The sequence below is a fragment of the Saprospiraceae bacterium genome, from assembly GCA_016714025.1.
Lineage (GTDB): Bacteria > Bacteroidota > Bacteroidia > Chitinophagales > Saprospiraceae > Vicinibacter.
Window position 1 is genome coordinate 78,272 of sequence record JADJOB010000001.1, and the last position, 21,461, is coordinate 99,732.

Annotated in this window: 15 protein-coding genes; 7 read left to right on the forward strand and 8 right to left on the reverse strand. The window is 37.0% G+C overall.

Features of this window, described 5'->3' with window-relative positions; translation table 11 throughout:
* Nucleotide 1: 1 nt before the first annotated feature.
* A complete protein-coding gene (locus IPJ80_00360; protein MBK7911933.1) occupies nucleotides 2–2,272 on the reverse strand; it encodes a T9SS type A sorting domain-containing protein in 2,271 nt (756 codons plus the stop codon).
* Between the two features lie 207 nt (nucleotides 2,273–2,479).
* On the opposite strand from IPJ80_00360, the gene IPJ80_00365 reads away from it, so the two are divergent.
* From IPJ80_00365 to IPJ80_00385, 5 genes are all read left to right on the forward strand, one after another.
* Nucleotides 2,480–3,727 (forward strand): S8 family serine peptidase, encoded by a 1,248-nt coding sequence (locus IPJ80_00365; GenBank protein MBK7911934.1) that lies wholly within the window; start codon nucleotides 2,480–2,482, stop codon nucleotides 3,725–3,727.
* A gap of 98 nt (nucleotides 3,728–3,825) precedes the next feature.
* Nucleotides 3,826–4,314, forward strand: coding sequence for a TlpA family protein disulfide reductase (locus IPJ80_00370; protein MBK7911935.1), 489 nt, complete (start codon nucleotides 3,826–3,828; stop codon nucleotides 4,312–4,314).
* Nucleotides 4,311–4,904, forward strand: a complete 594-nt coding sequence (locus IPJ80_00375) for a thioredoxin family protein (protein ID MBK7911936.1) — start codon at nucleotides 4,311–4,313, stop codon at nucleotides 4,902–4,904. Before IPJ80_00370 ends, IPJ80_00375 begins: the two co-directional genes overlap by 4 nt.
* Before the next feature lie 95 nt (nucleotides 4,905–4,999).
* On the forward strand, nucleotides 5,000–7,219 hold the full coding sequence (gene purL, locus IPJ80_00380) for a phosphoribosylformylglycinamidine synthase subunit PurL (GenBank protein ID MBK7911937.1): 2,220 nt from the start codon (nucleotides 5,000–5,002) through the stop codon (nucleotides 7,217–7,219).
* A gap of 183 nt (nucleotides 7,220–7,402) precedes the next feature.
* Nucleotides 7,403–8,335, forward strand: a complete 933-nt coding sequence (locus IPJ80_00385; GenBank protein MBK7911938.1) for a TlpA family protein disulfide reductase — start codon at nucleotides 7,403–7,405, stop codon at nucleotides 8,333–8,335.
* Between the two features lie 207 nt (nucleotides 8,336–8,542).
* On the opposite strand, the gene IPJ80_00390 is transcribed toward IPJ80_00385, so the two are convergent.
* Nucleotides 8,543–9,292: an RNA methyltransferase gene (locus tag IPJ80_00390; GenBank protein MBK7911939.1), complete on the reverse strand. Its 750-nt coding sequence runs from the start codon at nucleotides 9,290–9,292 to the stop codon at nucleotides 8,543–8,545.
* Nucleotides 9,293–9,310: 18 nt separating this feature from the next.
* Between IPJ80_00390 and IPJ80_00395 the strand changes: the two genes are divergently transcribed.
* Nucleotides 9,311–11,659, forward strand: a complete 2,349-nt coding sequence (locus IPJ80_00395; GenBank protein ID MBK7911940.1) for a BamA/TamA family outer membrane protein — start codon at nucleotides 9,311–9,313, stop codon at nucleotides 11,657–11,659.
* Here IPJ80_00395 and nth read toward each other — a convergent pair.
* From nth to IPJ80_00410, 3 genes are read right to left on the reverse strand one after another with little or no spacing between them, the layout of a single operon-like run.
* On the reverse strand, nucleotides 11,656–12,297 hold the full coding sequence (gene nth / locus IPJ80_00400; protein MBK7911941.1) for an endonuclease III: 642 nt from the start codon (nucleotides 12,295–12,297) through the stop codon (nucleotides 11,656–11,658). The two genes, IPJ80_00395 and nth, sit on opposite strands and share 4 nt — an antisense overlap.
* Complete coding sequence (locus tag IPJ80_00405; protein ID MBK7911942.1) at nucleotides 12,298–13,329, reverse strand: hypothetical protein; 1,032 nt, start codon at nucleotides 13,327–13,329, stop codon at nucleotides 12,298–12,300.
* Nucleotides 13,322–14,383 (reverse strand): RluA family pseudouridine synthase, encoded by a 1,062-nt coding sequence (locus IPJ80_00410; protein MBK7911943.1) that lies wholly within the window; start codon nucleotides 14,381–14,383, stop codon nucleotides 13,322–13,324. Before IPJ80_00410 ends, IPJ80_00405 begins: the two co-directional genes overlap by 8 nt.
* 43 nt (nucleotides 14,384–14,426) lie before the next feature.
* Between IPJ80_00410 and IPJ80_00415 the strand changes: the two genes are divergently transcribed.
* On the forward strand, nucleotides 14,427–15,635 hold the full coding sequence (locus IPJ80_00415; protein MBK7911944.1) for an aminotransferase class I/II-fold pyridoxal phosphate-dependent enzyme: 1,209 nt from the start codon (nucleotides 14,427–14,429) through the stop codon (nucleotides 15,633–15,635).
* Here the strand turns inward: IPJ80_00415 and IPJ80_00420 are convergent.
* From IPJ80_00420 to IPJ80_00430, 3 genes are all read right to left on the reverse strand, one after another.
* Entirely contained in the window at nucleotides 15,621–16,115 is a 495-nt protein-coding gene (locus IPJ80_00420; GenBank protein MBK7911945.1) for a metallophosphoesterase family protein, read from the reverse strand. The genes IPJ80_00415 and IPJ80_00420 overlap by 15 nt on opposite strands.
* Nucleotides 16,115–17,083 carry a zinc-binding dehydrogenase gene (locus IPJ80_00425; protein ID MBK7911946.1) on the reverse strand — a complete coding sequence of 323 codons (969 nt, stop codon included), beginning with the start codon at nucleotides 17,081–17,083 and terminating at the stop codon, nucleotides 16,115–16,117. Before IPJ80_00425 ends, IPJ80_00420 begins: the two co-directional genes overlap by 1 nt.
* 69 nt (nucleotides 17,084–17,152) lie before the next feature.
* Nucleotides 17,153–21,415 (reverse strand): T9SS type A sorting domain-containing protein, encoded by a 4,263-nt coding sequence (locus tag IPJ80_00430; protein ID MBK7911947.1) that lies wholly within the window; start codon nucleotides 21,413–21,415, stop codon nucleotides 17,153–17,155.
* Between the last annotated feature and the right edge of the window lie 46 nt (nucleotides 21,416–21,461).

Here is a 21,461-nt window from a genome sequence, read left to right on the forward strand (position 1 = left end):
TTTAAATTTTAATCCACTTGTAACAAGTTAATTTGTTACCATTTATAAGTTTGACTAAATAAATACCATTTTCAATATCTTCAAAATTAAATCGAATTTTTCGATCGAAATTTAATAATTCATAAAATACTTGCCTGCCCTCCATGTTTACAAGTTCCATACTTCCTTGAATCCTGTCTGTGCTAGCCAATTCAAATAAGCCATGAGATGGATTGGGGCTTATTATGATTTCATCCTTTGATAGAACATGGGTTGAAACCGTTCCATCGGTCTTTAAATTGCTCCCATAAATAGCAATGCCTCCGCGTGAATTTCCAGTGGCGATATCCAGGATCCCATCATTGTCAATATCAGCCAAACTTACGGTCAATCGCTCTCCTTCCTGCAGTTGACCATAGTGTGGATTTAACATACTAAAGCTCCCATCCAGGTTGCCATCAATACTTCCAATCATTTTTAATTCACCATAAATATTCCCACTGAATAAACGATAGCTTCCATTGAAGTCAATAATTTCAGGACAGGTATAGGATTTGGAAGAAATTGAATTCACAATAATTTTTCCAAGACAATTTGTGTTGGGTGCCTTATAATAATCCGGATCAAAAACCGGTGAATTAGTCACTCCCTGGTTTTGAAAATAGTAGAAACTTCCACATGCTTGGTTATTCGCATTGTTGGTATTTACTTTGGTACCACTTACTATATCAACCAAGCCATCCCGATTCAGATCAACTAAAAAAGGTGAACTATTGCTTTTGACACTTAAGTCTTTGTAAGGGTAAACCGGTTTTTTAAACTTAAATTTAGTTTTAGGTCCCGCGGTATTTTCACAATAAAAAAACTGACCTTGATTTTCACCAACCAATAAATCCAAATCCCCGTCACCATCCAAATCTCCGAAGGAAGGAGTAAAACTATGATGGGCATCCTCATTTAACGAAAATTGATTGAATTCTAAATAATTCGAATCGACAAGTTTAAATTTTGGATTGATTTGACTTCCAATGTTTTCAAATAAAAACAAACGTGCATCTCGTAGATTCGTTCCACGGACAAATATCCCTTCCGAACCAATTACCAGATCCATCAAACCATCCTGATTATAATCAACAAAACAAGGATCAGATCCGGAACCAACATCTACCATTTGTTCACCAAATAAATCTTTGGTCTGCAATTGAAAATTGGGTTGACTGCTAGTGCCGGTGTTTTTATAATACCACAAATTATTTACATTGTCTGAAATGCCCCGTTGGTTTGGAGCGATGAGGACATCCCTTAATCCATCATGGTTTAAATCCACATCAAATGCACCTAAAAAGATCGCTATATTCACCGAATCTTGTTTAGAAGGCCAGTGCGTTACTTGTTGTGTCATCCAGGCTTGATTTTTATTTCCTCCATTATACAACGCAATCACTCCGGTATTGGTAAGATCTCCAATTAAAACATCCCGCAGTGCATCTCCATTTAAATCAAGACTCAAAATGGTAGATCCTGCATGACGAGACGTAATGACCGGCCCAAATAAACTTGCGCACGTATCCCTTGAACCGCTCAGTTTGATTTCGGATGTAAATCCACTTTCAACGAAGCGACCATAACAATTCTCTGAATAAACATAGGCAAGGGTGTCAGCTGAAAATCCTCGTTCCTTTACTACATTTTGAAACCAGGTAACCCTATTGTTACCAGGTTCAAACAACACAATATCCAGATCCCCGTCTCCATCGACATCATCCAAAGCAGGTAAATCTGAATAATCTACCGGTATTTGAACATTGCTGTTTCCAATTGGAAAATAAAGCGCTTTAAATTGTTTCTTCATGTCAAATTTATCAAAGCGATACTGTCCCTGATCCTTAATTGCTTTGTAAACTTCTATGCCCGGTATTCCTTCTGTATTAAAACAACTCCCAAAAAGATCCATCGTTCCATCCTGATTGTAATCCCTGGTAATTAGCCAATCTTTCATTTTTGGAAACATTCGTTTGAATTTCGGACTGTACTGATAGCTTCCAGATTGCTGCTCAAATCTGAAAGGCAATAGAATATCTCCTGCACGATCAAACAGAATAAGATCCTTTACCCCATCCATGTCCAGATCAAATTCATTAACTTGTACATTATCCATTCCTCCCACAAGAGCAAAGTCTAAGGCTCTGCCATCCAATGATTCAAAAGGAATCTGTTTAGGTTCGAAAATTTGAGCGTGTGAATCTTTTGATAATAGAATTAGGGCAAAAAGGAACCAGTATATTTTTCTCATAATAAATTGCTCATGAAGATAACGTACAAAATTAAGGATTTGCGATACAAAGTATCCAGGACCTGAAATTTAAGCTAATTAATACTGACCCTTGCTCTAAACAGTCATAAATTGGCATTAAATGCTACAATTCAAAATAAAAAAACATTAAACCATTGTTCCAGTTATCGTAAATGGATAAATTTGTAACAATTTAAAAACAAAATTATGAAAGCAAACTTCAATTTAGTTTTATTAAGCCTTGGAATCGCATGCTTCACGCTCCAATCATGCAACCAGGATGGGAAGGATGCCTGGCAGGCCCCGCTTTTGACACCTGCTATCGGCTCAATACCTGATCAATACATTATCCAGATTAAACCCTTTGTTATGGCTGATTTCAAATCAAGTATACTCCCAGATACTCGTGAAAAATCAGCGCTTCAAGCTCAGGAAAAACTATCGTTTTTTAAAACCAAACTCACGAATATCTTGCAAGACTGTGATATCCCTGTATCTGCTGTGAGTGCTTATTACACTGAGATCTTTTATGGCATAGCTGCAACGCTCAATAAAACGCAATTGAATCGATTAATCCATCATTCCAGTGTTGAAATGATTGAAAATGATATGGAAGTGCATCTTCCAGATTTCACAATTGATCCAGGCCCAACCGGCATGAGAGCACAAACTACCCCTTGCGGCATTACCAATGCTGCAGGTCCAAAGGATGGATCGGGTTCCTCCAAATGGATTTGGATCGTGGATACCGGTATTGATTTAGATCATCCTGACCTCAACGTGGAAACCAATCCGGCTTATGCAAAATCCTTTGTCAGTGGACAAAACAATCCTGACGATTGTCATGGACACGGCACCCATTGTGCCGGAATCGCTGCAGCTAAAAATAATTCGATTGGTGTTGTGGGAGTTTCCGCCGGTGCACGCGTAGTCCCTGTAAGGGTATTAAATTGCCAGGGTTCCGGACAAACTTCCTGGATATTAAATGGATTAAATCACGTGGCAGCAAATGATGAATCCGGGGATGTTGTAAACATGAGTTTAGGCGGCTATTGGGGTAATAATTGCAGTTCACAATCCAGTTATGTGACGGCATTAACCAATTTGAGCAATGCCGGAACACGGATTGCTGTTGCAGCTGGAAACAATTCTGCCAATGCAAGTTATTATACTCCAGCATGTATAAATGCTACCAACCTGCATACCATTGCTTCTATGACTTGCGCAAAGGCCTGGTCTTCCTTTTCAAATTATGGTGTACCTCCGGTAGATTGGATTGCAACTGGGTCTTCCGTCTATTCAACTTATAAAAATGGGGGCTATGCCACCATGAGCGGTACGTCCATGGCAACTCCACATGTTGCAGGAATTATGCATTATTTGCAATCTTCTCCGGTTCAAAACGGAAGTGTTTCGAATGGGGGCACCAGCTATAAAATAGCCTCCATTCAATAAACGGTCGATATCGTTAAAAAAGCCTTAAAATCAGTGATTTTAAGGCTTTTGCTTTATATCTAAAGAAACTATTTTCAGAAGCAATCGTTTAATTGACAATGCGCCTAAACATATTTCTGGTATTCGTGTGCTTTTACCTTTCTGAAAAAGCTGCTTCTCAAGCTGTCATTGGAAGGGAAGGACTTCAAAAGTTGATTAACAAACAGGATGACACCGTGCGAATTTTTAACTTTTGGGCAAGCTGGTGTAAGCCTTGTGTTCAAGAATTGCCTTATTTTGAACAACTTAATGAAACAAACAATACCAAAAAACAAAGGCTGTATTTGATAAGCCTGGATTTTCCGGAAAATATTAAACGCAAACTGGCGCCATTCATTAAAAACAAAGGCATTCATTCCGAAGTCATCGTATTTGATGGAGGGAATCCCAATGTGTGGATTAGTGAAATTGATACCAGCTGGTCAGGCTCTATACCAGCTACTTTGCTTAGTTTTCAGGGTAGAAAACAATTCCAAGAGGCATCGTTTGATTCCACTGAGCAACTTCAAGAATTTATTCAAAATTTTATAAATCGCTTTAAATCATGAGATCATTATTATTCAGTGTTTTTACTTTACTAATACTTTCAGGTTCTGTAAACTCTCAGGCATATCAAATTGGCCAAGCGGCTGAAGACTTTAGCTTGAAAAATGTCGACGGCAAAATGGTAAGTCTTTCAGATTACAAAAATGCAAATGGATACATTGTTGTTTTTACTTGCAATCATTGTCCGTTTGCACAGATGTATGAAAAAAGAATTATCGAACTTCATAAGAAATATTCAAAAAAAGGCTATCCAGTGATTGCAATTAATCCAAATGATCCAGAGGTGGTGCCTGAAGATAATTTTGAAAGCATGCAGAAACTTTCCAAGAAAAAGAAATATCCATTCGCATATTTATTTGACGAAGGACAAAAAGTATATCCTAAATTTGGAGCTACGAGAACACCCCATGTTTTTATACTCGATAAAAATAAAGTGGTCAAATACATTGGCGCAATTGACGACAATGCAAAGGATGAAGCTGCGGTTCAAATTCGTTATGTTGAAGATGCAATTTCAGCCTTAGAATCAGGTAAAGATCCAAATCCAAATACAACCAAAGCGGTTGGCTGCAGTATTAAAAAGAAAGCTTAGGCCAGGTTAAAACATATTAAAGCATTTTGTGATATTTTAGAGCCTAGTTGGATCGATTCATCTATCTTTGCGGTTTCTGAACAAAATCTATTTTAATGTCTTCAACCGGACTTGAAACTGCAAAAAAGCTAGGCTTACTCGATACCGAATACGAAAAAATTGTTCAGGTTCTAGGGCGTGAACCAAATTTTACAGAATTGAGTATTTATTCTGTAATGTGGTCTGAACATTGTTCGTATAAAAATTCCATTTTACAATTAAAAAAATTGCCTCGTAAAGGATCGCGGCTTCTGGTTGAAGCCGGTGAAGAAAATGCCGGACTTGTTGACATAGGTGATGGACTGGCTTGTGCTTTTAAAATTGAGTCGCATAACCACCCTTCTGCGATTGAACCCTACCAGGGGGCAGCAACCGGAGTGGGTGGTATTCATAGGGATATTTTTACCATGGGCGCACGTCCAATTGCCGCTTTAAACTCCCTCCGATTTGGAAATTTGCATAACAGTCACACCAAGCAATTGATGAAAGGGGTGGTTAAAGGAATTGGCAACTACGGCAATTCTTTTGGAGTTCCTACTGTGGGTGGAGAGGTTTATTTTAATCATTGTTACAATCAAAATATATTGGTCAACGCGATGTCTGTTGGCATCGTTGAAATTGGCAAAACAGTATCTGCACGGGCTGACGGACCCGGAAATCCTGTATTTATAGTTGGCTCCGCAACCGGCAAAGATGGAATTCATGGTGCCACGTTTGCTTCAGCAGATTTAACAGAGGACTCTGCATCAGATTTACCCGCTGTGCAAGTAGGCGACCCCTTTCAAGAAAAATTGCTGCTTGAAGCTAGTTTAGAGGCAATTGCTACAGGGCAAATTGTGGGCATGCAGGACATGGGAGCTGCAGGGATCACCTGTTCGACTTCAGAAATGTCTGCAAAGAGCATGACCGGCATGCGAATCAATTTAGATTTAGTGCCTACCCGCCAAAAAAATATGCAGGCATTCGAAATCCTTTTATCAGAATCACAAGAACGAATGTTGGTGGTATGTAAACGAGGTGGTGAAAAACAACTCTTGGAGGTATTTGATAAATGGGACTTAGAATGTGTTCAAATAGGAGAAGTCACAGACACCGGACGCCTCGAATACTTTATGCATGGAGCTAAAATTGCGGATGTACCTGCTGAAAGTTTAGTTTTAGGAGGAGGCGCTCCAATCTATGTGCGCGAATCAGTAAAACCTGCCTATTTTGAATTGATCGATGCTTTTGAAAACACCTTAATTGAAGAACCCGTTGATTTAGTCGCAGTGGCTAAAACACTGATTGCTTCTGAAAATATAGCCAGTAAAAACTGGATTTACGAACAATACGACAAAATGGTGCGTACAGGCACCATGACTTCGGTGCAGTCTGCAGATGCTGCTTTGGTGAGAGTAAAAGGGCATTCTCAGGTATTGTGCCTGACCACAGACTGTAATTCTGCTTATGTTTATTTGGATCCTCATAAAGGTGGGATGATTGCAGTGAGTGAATGTGCCCGCAACATCAGTTGTTCCGGGGGCATTCCGGTTGCAATTACAAACTGTCTGAATTTTGGAAATCCTTACAATCCGGAGGTTTATTGGCAATTTGAACATGCATTAAAAGGAATGGGCGAAGCGTGTCTGAAATTTGATACACCGGTTACGGGTGGCAATGTCAGTTTTTACAATCAAACCGTTACAAAAGATCGAACAGAACCTGTTTTTCCTACTCCAACGATTGGAATGCTGGGAATTATGGAAGACGAACGCTTTGCTACCACGCTTGAATTTAAATCTGAAGGGGACTTAATTTATGTTTTAGGAGTTCAGAGCAATTTCATTGGATATTCTGAATATTTACACATCATTCATGGGATTACGCATGCTCCAGCACCGCATTTTGATTTAGAAGAAGAATTTTTACTTCACAAAACAATTCAACAGCTTATTCGCAAATCATGGGTTCAGTCTGCTCATGATATTTCAGAAGGAGGTCTCTTTTGTTGTTTGGCAGAATCCTGTTTCTCAGAAAACCAAAAAGGGTTTTTCATCGAAATTCCAGAAACCTACCGAAAGGACATCTTCTTATTTGGTGAAAACCAGGGACGGGCCGTTTTGACTATAAAACCTGAGAATAAAGCAGAATTTGAGTTATTTTTGCAACAAAATGGACAAAAATTCCATTATTTAGGGGAAGTTACAAAAGGAGAACTGGTAATTAATGAGCAAAATTTTGGCTCAACCCGGGATTACTTTGAGCTTTATTCTAAATCCATTTCAAATCAGTTTTAACCGAATATAATTATTACAAAAATGAGAGGACAACATTTTTCATTGCTTTTTTTATTACTTGCTTTGTTATCCTGTAGTCAGGGCAAACAAATCACCGGAGATTTTAATAATGCACCCGATTTAGCTGTTAGCCTGGACCGGATTGGTTTAGACAATTCTGGAACTCCAATCGATAAGAGTGAAATGAAAGGTGGCAAATTCAAATTCAGTCTGAAAGAAAGCCCAAAACCAGGACTTTATAAGATTTCAATGGGACAACAAAATTTGATTTTTGTTTTAGACGGAACAGAAAGCACCATTGATTTTAATGGCAACTTTAATGAATTGGGATCAGGAAAAGTAAATGTTAAAGGTTCAGATGCTTCTGATGAGGTGTTTGATGCAATTGCAGAATTTACTGCATCACAGCCTACCGCCGAAAGTGTAAAAAATAAAATAACGACCATCAAAAGTCCATTGGCAGCTGGCCTTGTTGCAATTCAATTTTTAGGATTCAGACCTGATTTTCTTGCAACCCACAAGGATATATTAAAAAATCTTCAATCAAAATATCCGGATTCTGAATTTACAAAAACATACGATTCCTTTGTAAAGCAATCCGAGCAAATGATGGCATCACAAGAAGCCACCGAATCTATAAAAGTTGGAATGCCTGCACCAGACATCAACCTTCCATCACCAAAAGGAAAATCTTATAAGTTGTCTGATTTAAAAGGCAAAGTAGTTTTACTTGATTTTTGGGCAAGTTGGTGCGGACCTTGCAGAAGAGCGAATCCACATGTTGTTGAAATTTATAACAAATACAAATCAAAAGGATTTACGGTGTTTAGTGTTTCGCTTGATGGCGTAGACAGCAGAACCAAACAACAATTAGGCTCAGAAGCTCAGATTAAAGAATTTTCAAATCGTGCCAAGGAAGCTTGGGTGGCCGCTATCGAAAAAGATAATTTAACCTGGGATACCCATGTAAGTGATCTAAAAAAATGGGAAAGCGATCCGGCTAAAATTTATGGTGTGCAATCCATTCCTAAAACCTTCCTCATTGGAAAAGATGGAAAAATCGTTGCAGTGAATCCAAGAGATAATCTTGAAGATGAAATATTAAAAGTGCTTTAAACTTTTTTATAAAATTCAAGGATTCTTATTTTAAAAAAAAAAAAAAAATTTATAATCCTTGTATTAAAAAATACAAAATTTTATTTTTTAATACAAGGATTTTTTATTTTAGAAATATAGCTGGTCTACAAATTGAGAATGAGCTTGTCGAAATTCGATAGGCCTTGAAATCAACTATTCTTGGAATCGGATGAAATTCCTAACTATTTACACATTTTTCCAGGACATTAAAATCGAGGCTGCTATGGCTGCATTTAAAGATTCCGATTTTGAATCAATTGATTTTGGGATGCTGATTTTATAATCACACGATTTAATAATCTCTTCTGAAAGGCCATTGGCTTCATTGCCAATGCAAATTAATTGAAGATTTTCTTTTTTAAATTGGGTATATGGATCTCCATCAAGCACTGCTGCATACTTTAAAATCCCGGGATGTAATTCAATCAACTCGATCCATGTTTTTTGAATGACTTCTACCCTACTGACTCCAGACATACTTGCCTGAACACATTTGTTATTAAATACATCTACAGAATCCGGGGAACAATAAATCCGGTATAAACCAAACCAATCCGCCGTCCGGATGATGGTTCCCAAATTCCCTGGATCGCTGATTCGATCCAAATACAATAGATACGGCTCTTTATACTGGTGTAAATGTTTGAAATCCGGCCATTTCATCAAAGCTACGACTTCTGTGGTTGTTTTGAGCGTTGAAACCGATTGCAATTGAATTGTTGACAATTCAACAATTGGTCCACTGATTGACTTCAATACCCGACTGTTTCTTTGAATCCAATCCGGACTCGCTATTAATTTATAAACCTGATCCGGTACTGAGGCCAACAAATCCAATACCAGCCGACTCCCTTCAGCCAAATACAGTTGCTCAGACAGCCTCGTTTTTCTATCTTTTAACGAATTTATTAGTGATTTTTCTGATTTACTTAGCATCTTTGTCGGGGTACATGCATGAACATTCACAAATTTATCATATTAACTGGAATCAGTCTATTACTAAGTGCTTGTAATACCAGCAAAGTATTAAAAGCTGACGAAAAGCTTCTGCACGCAAATAAAATTCAGATAGAAGGCAAACAAACCATAGAAAACAAACTGACCCTAAATCAACAATTAGTTACCCTAATAAAACAAAAGCCAAATCGCAACTTCTTTTTAGTATTTCCACGAGAATATCTATACTATAAATATGTCATCAAAAAGAAAAAATCTAACTGGATTACCAATTCATTAGCTAAACAAAGTGAAAAACCTTCTGTATTAGATACTACACTTTGCAGGGCTACCCAATCAAATATTTTTAACTACCTGTATAATCAAGGCTTCTTTAATGCCAAAAGCTATTACACCATTGATACAAATAAATTTAAAGTAAATGTAATTTACAAAGTAGATCCTGGTCAACGTTATTATATAAATGATGTAAAATTTGTTGCAGAGGATAAATCAATTCAGGAGCTCTTACTTAAAAATTCAGATGCAAGTTTTTTAACACCCGGTGAACCCTTAGACAATAGTCTATTTCAAAATGAAAAAGCCCGCATCAGCGATTTATTATTCAACAATGGTTTTGCCGAGTTCAATCCTGTTTATATTCAAACGTTAGATGCAGATACGGTACACCTGAAAGCAAACATCGTTTTAAAAATTATTAATCCAGAAGGAAAAAGCAACCATCCAAGGTATTCAGTTAATTATATTTCTATAAATCCAGCATTTACACCCAGTGATTCCATTCCACCATTAAATATTTTGTACGATTCGTTAATTTTTCAAATTAACCCAGATCATCGTTTCATAAGACCAAAAGCCGTTGCCGCAAAAATATTATTTCGTCCAGGACAACTTTCAAATAAATCATTGGTTGACGAAACGTATAATCAACTTTCCAAATTAGGTACTTACCGCTTTGTAAATATTGAGGCGAAAATAGATAGCGTTGACCGAACTAAAATAAATTACAACATCCAATTGACCCCCAATAAAATTTGGGTCTTTGATTATGGTTCAGATCTAAATTACACATCCATTAAAACGGCCAGTAAAACACTGTTTGGAATTTCTGGATTTGCATTTCTAAAAAACAGAAATCTATTTAAGGGAGCTGAAAGTTTTACAACCCGTTTTGAAGTAGGTACAGAATTAAATGTATTTAAATTAAATGATTTTAATTCATTGAATATTCATTATAGCAATGAATTGTCTTTTCCAAGTTTTTATGATCTGACAGGAAGCTTGCATTTGGCTTCCTGGTTGGCGCGTCCATTCATACATTTTAAAAGCAAACCAGACAGTCGTACGAATATCGTTGCCGGTTTAGATTATGAAAACCTCGTGCAACTTTATCAATATTTATCCTTCAACACCAATGTAAGTTATGACTGGCAAATAAAACGCCGCAAGCGAATTTCACTGAATACCATTGGCTTTTCGTTATATCTTCCCAAAACAACTCCCTATTTTAATGAAATATTAGATTCAAATAAATTTTTAAAAAATAGTTTTATCGGAAGACGCTTATTTACTTCATTTTTACTTGACAATTTTACATTTTACTATCAGGGTAAAATCAAAAATAAATTCCAAAATTCATTTATTGCCAGTACGAATATTTCAGGTTTCGAAATAAACTTGGCAAATCAATTGTATAATACTTTAAACTCCCGAAAAGACACGTTTTCATTTGGAGAATATGAATTTTCAAAATTTTATAAAACTGAATTTGATTATCGTGCTTATTATTCCCTGACCAGTAAAAGCAAATTGGCTGCACGATTTTCAATTGGACTTGTAACACCCTTTGGAAACAGCTCGGCAGTCCCCTATATTAAACAATTTTATGTTGGAGGCCCTCAAAGTCTTCGTGCCTGGAATATTAGAGAATTAGGCCCCGGAAATTTAAATCTCAGCGACTCTCTTGAAAATCGACAAACATATTATGCTGCCGGGGATTTTAAGCTAGAAAGCAGTGTTGAATATCGATTTGATGTGATTTGGAGACTTAAAGCTGCCTTGTTTTTGGATGTTGGAAATATTTGGCTTCTTCCTAAAACGAGTGCTCAAAAAGGAGATGGATTTTTGAGTACCAATTTTTTAGATCAAATAGCTGTTGGAACAGGTTTTGGATTGCGATTTGACTTAAGCTATTTCCTGTTTAGAGTAGATATTGGATTTAAACTTCGAAATCCTTATTTAAACAGTGAAAACAGACACTGGATTTTTTCCAGTACCTATCCTGTAAGCCTTGATAATTTATTTGAAAACTATGCAATTCATATCGCATTGGATTATCCGTTTTAATTTTTACCCAGGGGATTAAACAATTTACAGATTTTACAATTTTCCAGTATATGCCCACGCGCCGGACAATAAGTTCGTCCATAATATATCATTTGTAAATGAATTTTATTCCAGGCATCCATAGGAAAGCATTTTTTTAAATCCAATTCAGTTTGGTTCACATTCTTTCCACTGCTAAGTCCCCATCGTTTAGCCAGGCGGTGAATGTGGGTATCCACCGGAAATGCAGGAATGTCAAATGCCTGACACATTACTACTGAAGCTGTTTTGTGCCCTACTCCAGGCAATGACTCCAATTGTTCAAAGGATGATGGCACCTTCCCTGAATAATACTTTATAAGTATATTGGATAAACCGGAAATCGCTTTAGCTTTTGCAGCAGATAATCCACAAGGCCTTATGATATCCTGAATTACCAAAACCGGGAGCTTTGCCATTGCATATGGATTATCCGCCAACTTGAAGAGATCTGGCGTCACCTGATTAACTCGCAAATCAGTACATTGAGCAGAAAGCAACACTGCGATCAATAATGTATATGCGTCTTGATGTGCTAATGGTATTTCGGGATGTGGAAACAACTCATCCAAAATAGATTGAATTTGCTTGGCCTTTTCTTTGGCTGAAATTCTTGGCATTTACAAAGTTGCTAAAAATGAAATGGTATCCAAATTGTCCTGGTAACTATCCAATTCAGGAAATTGACTCTTGCCAAATGGTATTACCGGGAACGCGAAGGAATTTATATTGCTACAAATACATTGCAAGCGATCCTTCCATGAAGAAATTAGTTCATTTAATTGATTTTCATCTTTATAATATGAAAAAAACAAGCAGGCAATTGGTGGATTTAATTTTGGACTTTCAATCAATAAAATACTTTCTGCTTGCAAAAAATGAGATCGACCTAAAAGTTGAGAGGCTAAATAATAGTCGTAATTATTGCAATACTTATTACATTCCTTTACATTAACAAATCTCAAATCAAAACAATCCAACAATTTATCAAAGTTATAATTTACCGGAACCAATAAATGATGTACATTTCTGCATCCAAGTCCATAATATGAAAATACATCCTTACCAAGATTAAAATAGTCTTCTTCCGATTCATTGCCTGATAAAATCGCAATGGAATTGCGATGACCCCTTATCAAAGATGGATATTTTTCAAAATAGGATTTAAACAATTGACTAGCCTGATGTCCACCCGTAGTAATCACTGCGTCAAACCGAGTAAGTTTTTCTACAATCTCAATGGGATTATTTTCTTGATTAAAAAATTCATTAATTTTTTGTACAAGGTTAACTATAAGTGCATGATCCTTTGAAGAAGGCTTCAAAGCAATTTTAAAACCAGCTGCTAAACAACACCAGATATCATGAAAACTTACGTAAGGAATATTGCCCGCAGCTATAATTCCAATTCGTTTTTCTGATCCCTGGAATTCAACTGGAAAAGAATGATACCAATTTCGGACTTTGGCTTCATCCAAATAATTCATTCGGATGCTAACAATCATTCGATCTATTTCCAGGGGAGTAAAAAAGGGATTTTCAATGGCAGCCTGAGATTTGGCCCGTTCTAAACTTTGATCTGAACTCTGCAAATAGTCATTTAAATAGACTGCCAGGGAACATAGTTTATTTATATAATTCGAATTATTCATCGGCTTCGACCAATTCTTTTCGGGAATTTGTATAATTCCTCCATTTATCCAATAATAATTTATAATCATCCGGAAGATCCAATTCAAAAAACATTTTCTTGGAAGTTACCGGATGAATAAAACCCAGACTTCTTGCATGCAAAGGAAATCTTGGAAGTAATTTGTAACAGTTTAATACAAATTGTTTATATTTATTGAATACGGTTCCTTTCAAAATAGTATCTCCACCGTATTTCTCATCATTAAATAATGGATGGCCAATGTGCTTCATATGTACGCGAATCTGGTGGGTTCTCCCCGTTTCCAGTTTGCATTTTACCAAACTGGTATAATAGTATCCTTCCACCAATTCATAATTTGTCGAAGCTACTTTGCCTGATAATCCATCTGCAAAAACAAATTGACGTTGTCTGTGAGCCGGGTCACGTCCAATGTTGGCTTCAATTCTCCCTACAGGTGGATTGGGTTCGCCCCAAACCAGTGCTAGGTATTCTCTTTCAATGGTATGATTAAAAAATTGTTTCGCGAGATGCGTATGAACAAAATCTGATTTTGCTACAACCAACAGTCCGGATGTTTCTTTATCAATCCGATGCACCAAGCCAAAACGTTCCTTCTCCATTGCTGCATTCGGATCTTTTTGTTGTTGAAAATAATATGCCAAAGCATTTACCAGCGTTCCACTATAAACTCCTTGTGCTGGATGAACGATCATACCAGGCTTTTTATTGATGACCATCAAATCAGCATCTTCATAAATCACATCAAGCGGAATATCTTCAGGAATGATTTCAGAGTGATCCTGAACTTTGGGTATCCTTAACAATATGGTTTCAGAACCTGAAATTTTATAACTTGGCTTGATTATTTTTCCATTTATTAAAACGAGACCTGCTGAGATGGCATTTTGAATGCGGTTTCTGGATACTTTTGGCAATCGGGTTACTAAAAAATGGTCCAGACGGATACTGGATTGGCCTTTATCAACTTCAATCGTTATTTCATCCAGGCTTTCGTCATCATTTAATTCAAATATTTCAGTTACTTCACTCATATCAATTCAACAATAATATAGAAATTTGAACTTTGTAAAAATTATGGAATCTATTAATTTCAAGCATTTAGAAAGCCTTTGCGCTTCGGAGGCAAAAATACACACAACCACGCCAGCTCACAAAATTCCAATTGTTGCAAGTTCGGCATTTAAATTCAATTCTATTGAAGAAGGAATAGAAATTTTTAAAAATCAACCCGGTGAACATGTGTATACCCGGTATGGCAATCCCACTATTGAAGCGGTAGCCCAAAAAATTGCCGATCTAGAAGCCTTCGGATTAGACTTTCCTGCTTTTGGATTACTCAGCAGTAGTGGAATGGCTGCTATCAATTTAACAATCCAAACACTTTTAAATCCAGGGGATCGAATTATTACTCAGGGTAATTTATACGGCGGCACTACGGAATTGTTTTTAAAGATCTTTGGAAAACAACAAATCGAAACAATTATTTCAGATTTTAGCAATTTGGAGGAACTACAAAATTTAAAATCAGCAGATCCAAAGCGCAAGACCTTGGTTTATATTGAAACCCCTGCCAATCCGACCTTACAATGTTTTAATTTGGAAGCAATTGGTAAGGCTTGTCAAAACCTGGGTTATTATTTTGTTGTGGACAACACTTTTGCAACACCTATCCTTCAGCAACCTTTGCGATTTCAGGCAGATGTAGTTGTACATTCAACTACCAAATACCTGCATGGACATGGCACTTCAACCGGAGGTGCAATCATTACCCGAGATCGCAATCTGCATAAACAAATTTGGGAGACCTTAAAACTAACGGGAAGTAATTCAAATCCCTTTGACGCCTGGATGATCAATCTCGGATTAAAAACATTGAGCATCCGAATGTTAAAACAATCTGAAAATGCGCTTCAACTTGCTACAAAACTGGAACAACTCCCAAAAATAAAACGGGTTTTTTATCCGGGATTAGCTTCCAATAAAAGTCACGTTCTGGCTTTAAAACAAATGAAGGCCTATGGTGCCATTGTAAGTTTTGAAGTAGGCGATACGCTTGATGAAGCCATTCGTTTTTGCAATGCTTTAAAACATTGTGCCATTGCACCTTCTCTTGGGGAAACGGATACAATGATTTTACATCCTGCAACAATGAGTCATCTTAAAATTCCTGTTGACCAACGTTTAAAATACGACATCAAAGATTCATTGATTCGATTCTCCATTGGATTGGAACATGTCGATGATATCCTGGCAGATATTGAACAAGCATTAATCGTTGTGTAATTCAATAACTTCCATGTTGCGGATGTTTTTATTGTCTAATGTAAATCGGACAATCGTTCTTACTTTATGAAACCCTGATTTTCCGCATGCTCCCGGATTAATGTATAACGTATGATATACGGGATCATTTGCAATTTTTAGAATATGCGAATGGCCACATATTAAAATATCAGGTTTATGCAATTTCAATTCATTGCGTAATTCCGGTTTGTATTTAGAAAAAGGTCCTGCAATATGAATCATCAGTACTTTGAAATTTTCAATTTCAAACAATTGAATTTCAGAACTATTCATTCTAATTTCTGTACCGTCAATATTCCCAAATACAGCACGCACTGGTTTAAATCTGATCAACTCATCCAATACATCCATTGAACCAATGTCTCCCGCATGCCAAATCTCATCACAATCCTTAAAGTATTTGTAGATTTTTGGATCCAGGAAGGAATGCGTATCCGAAAGCAAGCCAATCTGCTTCATCAGGATATATTCAATACGATCTTCCCAAATTGTTGCTTTGATTCCATACGTTTAAAGGCGGAATTAAAATCTGCCATATTATAAACACTATCAACGACAGGAATAATCTTATATTCATTAATAAGACTCAACATACCTGAAAACTCGGATTGACTTCCCATAGTTGAACCAAAAACAGAAATCTGCTTCCAAAACAATTGTTGTGGACTTAAATTTGAAATAATCCCATTGGTACCACCATATAAGACAATACGAGCTGCGGGTTTGCACAGCCGTGGAAATTTTGAAAACGAGTCCCCACCTGCACTATCAATAATCATATCAAATCCACCGGATAAATTCATTAGTTCGGAATCCCATTCAGAATTTGTATAATTGACACCACCGAGTGCTCCAATTTGGATTGCCTGGTCAATTTTAAGATCATCTGAAGAGCTTACATAAACATTTAATTTCAAAGCCAGGGCTAATTGTAAAATTTGCAAAGCGACTCCTCCTCCGATTCCAGTAATCAGTAAATTTTCACCTGCTTGTGGTTTGCATTTTGATACCAATGCTCTATAGGCTGTAATGCCTGCTAAGGGCAAGGCAGCAAGTTCAATATTACTCAAATGCTCAGGAGCAGTATAAATAGAATCTTCAGGCACTGAAACATACTCTGCAAAGCATCCATTTTCAGGTAAGCCTAATATTTGGAATGATTTGGCTTGAACACGAGGATCATCTCCCCAATAAAAACCTGGATTGACAATAACCCGACGGTCTTCATCATCATATCCACAGAGGTCTGAACCAAGGATTACCGGATACTTGATGCCGGCATAACGGCCTTTACTGATCCATAAATCCCTGTGGTTTAAGGCTGCATGACTGACCCGAATGATTTTAAATAACTCCTTCTGATCGGGCATTGGACAATCTACCAATTGCAATCCTTCATTTTCTGATACCAGTTGTATAGCTCTCATGGTGTAAAAATAAAAAAAGTGTCCTCCGAAGAAGACACTTATAATTATTAAACCGATATAAAAAAATCTCTAGTTAGTCAAAAGTAATTTACGAGTCCCAACAAAATTCTCCGTTTCAAGCTGGTAATAATAAATACCCGCACGGCCAATCTCTTGTTGTTGTAATGTTACTTTGTTCTTACCCTTTTCTGCCATGAATTCCTTCTTCAACATTAGATGACCTCTTGCATCAAATATTTTTAATACCACCAATTGTTTTTCAGGCACCTGAAATCCAATTTGTGTCTGCTCATTAAACGGGTTTGGCTGATTTTGATAAAGTTCGCAAGCCAATTTGTTAAGATCGGTTCCACGTTGAGCAATCGCAATATTCATAATTTGAATTTGATCATCATAGGCTTCTGCTTTCAAAATAGTTGGATTTAATTCCACCAATTGAAGTGCATTGCAAGGGCTTACGATTTTAAAGTCCATATAAAACAAGGGCTTATCAGAAGCTTTAACAGGTAATTTGCTGTCCCAGCTTATTAAAACCTGTCCATTTTGACCCTCAATTATTTTGTAATTGTTTGCATTGATTTCAAGTTCACCAGAACGTAACTGGATAAGGCTTCCATAATCAGTATTGTACTGCAGCGCAAACTGAAATCCGTTTAAATTAGATTTCCAGGTTCCATATACTGGAATTTGTACGGATGCAGCTGGAGTTAAACTTGATTTTTCCAATCCAATAACCAGGCGATCTCCTGAGCGACTTTCTCCTGAAGTTGATAATTCAGTTGTTTTTGCACTGTAGTTAACATCACCCATTTTAATTCCCATGAAATCCATGGAGCTATTAACACCCTGCAAATCTTTTAATTCATATTGATTATCCCAAGGATAATTCAACCATGGATTCTCCTGATCTGTAAAGGTCATGCTGTTCTTCACAAAAGTCCATGAATTGACTCCATCCTTAAATGAATCTGTAATGCCCAGTATTAACTTACGCAATTCTGATACATCCGCTGCTGTAATTGATTTAGAATTATTTACGTCCGCTGCAATGTACTGGTAAACAGAAGCAAATTTCTGAACACCTAAAATATGTTTCTGCAATAAAACGATGTCAGCAGTAGATACTCCATTTGCAACATCATCATTCTTGTTGGGTGTCAATTTGTAATTGTCACCTTCAGGTATGTCTACAAAAGTAAATGATCCGGTTTTTTCAGAATTTATCGAACCAAACATTACATCTGATTTCAATAATTCCAAATGAGCATTTTGCAATACTGAGCTGTTATTTGTACTAACCAATCCGGAAATTATACCTCCGTTTGTAAATTTATTTTTGCAACTATCCTGTGCACCATCTTGTAGGAACAGCTTTGTATCACAATAACTTTGATTTCCAAATAAATCTGTAATGTACATTCTAATAGTTACTGAATCTTTGATACCATTTCTGATATCAGCACAAGTAAATGTTCTATTAGAGTCTATTGGATTTACACTATATGAGAATCGCAATAAATTTTGAGGAGTACAGTTATCCTCACTTTTTTGATCAAATGTTCTAGCTGGTACTGTAATTGATTTAGTTGAAGGCATAATCACAGTAATGGCTCCTACTTTACAAATTGGAGTCGGTGCTTTACAATCTTTAATTGTAAATAATTGGTTACAAGTTGCAGTATTTGCACATGAATCAGCAACCGTCCATTCAATTCTATGTGTACCTGCGGGGTATGTTCCGCTGGCATTATTTCCTGGATTTGATGCACCAAAGGTACCATCGTTATTTAGATCTACCCGATATGACCATATTAATTTAGTAGCATCGGTACAATCATCCGTTGCACGACCAATCAATTCGATCGGGCCATCACAGGTTAAATCATTAGCACAAGCTTCCTTAGCTGAACAGGTACTGTTTTCTAAAGTAGGTGCTACTTTATTTCTTAAGTAAATTAATTGATCTCTTGTAAATAATCCGCCATTGCTTGGATTGTTGACATCATACAAGCACCAGTCAATCACTCTCCAGTGACGGATGATTTTAATGCAATAACCACCTACACTGTAAAAACGCTCATCGGTATATCCGCTGATCAGGTTGCTACAAGCTTTTTTAGATGGCAGTATTGGTTTGCCTGCAAAATCAGGATGAGCATCCACAGCTTTGCAACCATCAATAATGATATCTGCGGGCCATGAAATGGAATCACTGGTTACAGGATGTTGATTGACTACTGTAATGTATTGATCGCAAAAAGTTGCAATTCCACCGGCAGTGGTTGCTGTCCATCGTCTTCTTATAATTCCAGTTCCACATTTCCAGGTCACATACTCATCCAATTTAGTGATCGTAGTATTGGCACAAATATTTGTGGCAGTTGCACGACCTAAAAGATTCAGATCTTCTAAATTTACATCACAATCAACTGTTATTGGATTTGGACATACTATGGCAGGCGGTGTTTTTTCTTGGACAGTAACCTGAACCATGCAATCATTAAAATTTCCTTTTTTATCCCATACACGGAATACAACCATGTGAGGATTTCGGGTCAAATCTTCACAACAGAATGTTACATAGCTTCCAAAGTTGGTATTGCCAGCAATTCCGCACCAATCATTCATTCTGCGAATGGCCATTGAATCTAATTCACAGTTGTCATAACTGCCCTGATTAACAGAAGTGGCATACAATTCACCAACCCCTTGATCATTTATCGAAACTACTGTATGTTGATCGCAAATTGCAACCGGATCTAAATTGTCTACGATTAAAACTTCAACTCGACATTTTGTGCTATTTCCACATGCATCGGTAACCACATACTGAACCCAGGTTGTATCCTTTGGTAAACCAGTAATTATTGCATTTCCACCTGAATAGGTAATATGATCTGTGCGGTAGTCTCCTGCTTCAGGTTTACCATCAGGTCCAGCCAGTTTATATTCCACTGTGAAACTAGTGGATGAACAATCTGTAATTACATCTGGTGGTGGGATCGTTGCAGTTCCGGTACATTCATAATAGTCTGTTGGAAATGTAATGTAATTCCGGCTACATGAAACTATTGGAGCGCGTTCGTCAGTTACCTTAATAAACTGAACACACTCTGTCAAAGTACCTGTACACCAATCAAATATTTTCCAGTTACGTAAAAGTTTAAATGAATTTCCGCAAACCGGAATTCTTATATCTCTAAATGTAACCGCAATATGATCACAACTTACACCTGCTGGAACGCCTGTTCCTCTCCAAATCAACTTTCCATCTTTGTAAAAATCATAAGGAGATGGATTGCCGTTATCTAAAGCATTCCAACCAGCAGGATATGGGCCAAATGGATATTTGATGCTATCACACTGAAGTGGAGGTCTTTGAAAACCATCGTAATTTGGTGGACAAACTAAATTTGACAACGTAGCTTGAATAATATAAATTGAATCTATGCAATCTGTTTTATTTCCTTTACAGTCTGTTGCAACCCATTTACGCTCAACCTGAGCATATGGATAATTGTTACAACCATTTTTAAGATACGTATCGGTATAACACAATTCAACGTCGCAACACAAGTCAAAATTCTTGATGATATAGCATTGCTGATGTGTTGGATGTGCTGTGTGTGTTGCACCCATTGGCAATGGAAACCCAATCGTGTCAGGCGAATAATCTCTATTGCAAGCTACAATATATGGACTTGGATTGCATGATAATTCAGGTATAAATTTATCTTCCACATAAATCCGACCCCAGCAAGCGACACCTGAACATATATGACGTACATGCACTTTCAAGGTCTTGCCCAGATGGCTATAATCTACAACATTACCAGGAATTGGGATGTTGTTGATATTATAAACTGTAACCAAATAAGAATCATCAGGGTACAATTCGCCTTCCAACATAACGTCTGGTGTAATTAATGCCTGGCAATTTCCATTTAAAGAAACATTGACAAGATCATCACATGCCAGTGAAAAATCTCCCTCTACATATACATGTTGGCTGAAAAATCCACCGCTGCCGTTATCCAATCTAAGGATATAAATTCCCGGAACAGTTCCCCATGCAATAGTAAAACTATTTAATGGTCCTACTGGCGAGAGTAATGTGCCGCCTCCGGAAATTAATTGAATGGTCCACGGTCCTCCACTGAAATTATACGTTACAGTGGTTCCAGGACATACGCTGGTGTCTCCGCTTACATACTGTGCATTGCTTAAGTTTGCGAAAGCAAAAAGCAAGGCTATTGCTACTTGAAAACGCATTTTTTTACCAAGTACAGTAAGAAGTAAAAACCCTTGAAGAGTTTGGAAGATCTCTTTCATAATACTATTTTTTAATGGTAACTTCTTGGTCATGATTAAGAAATTT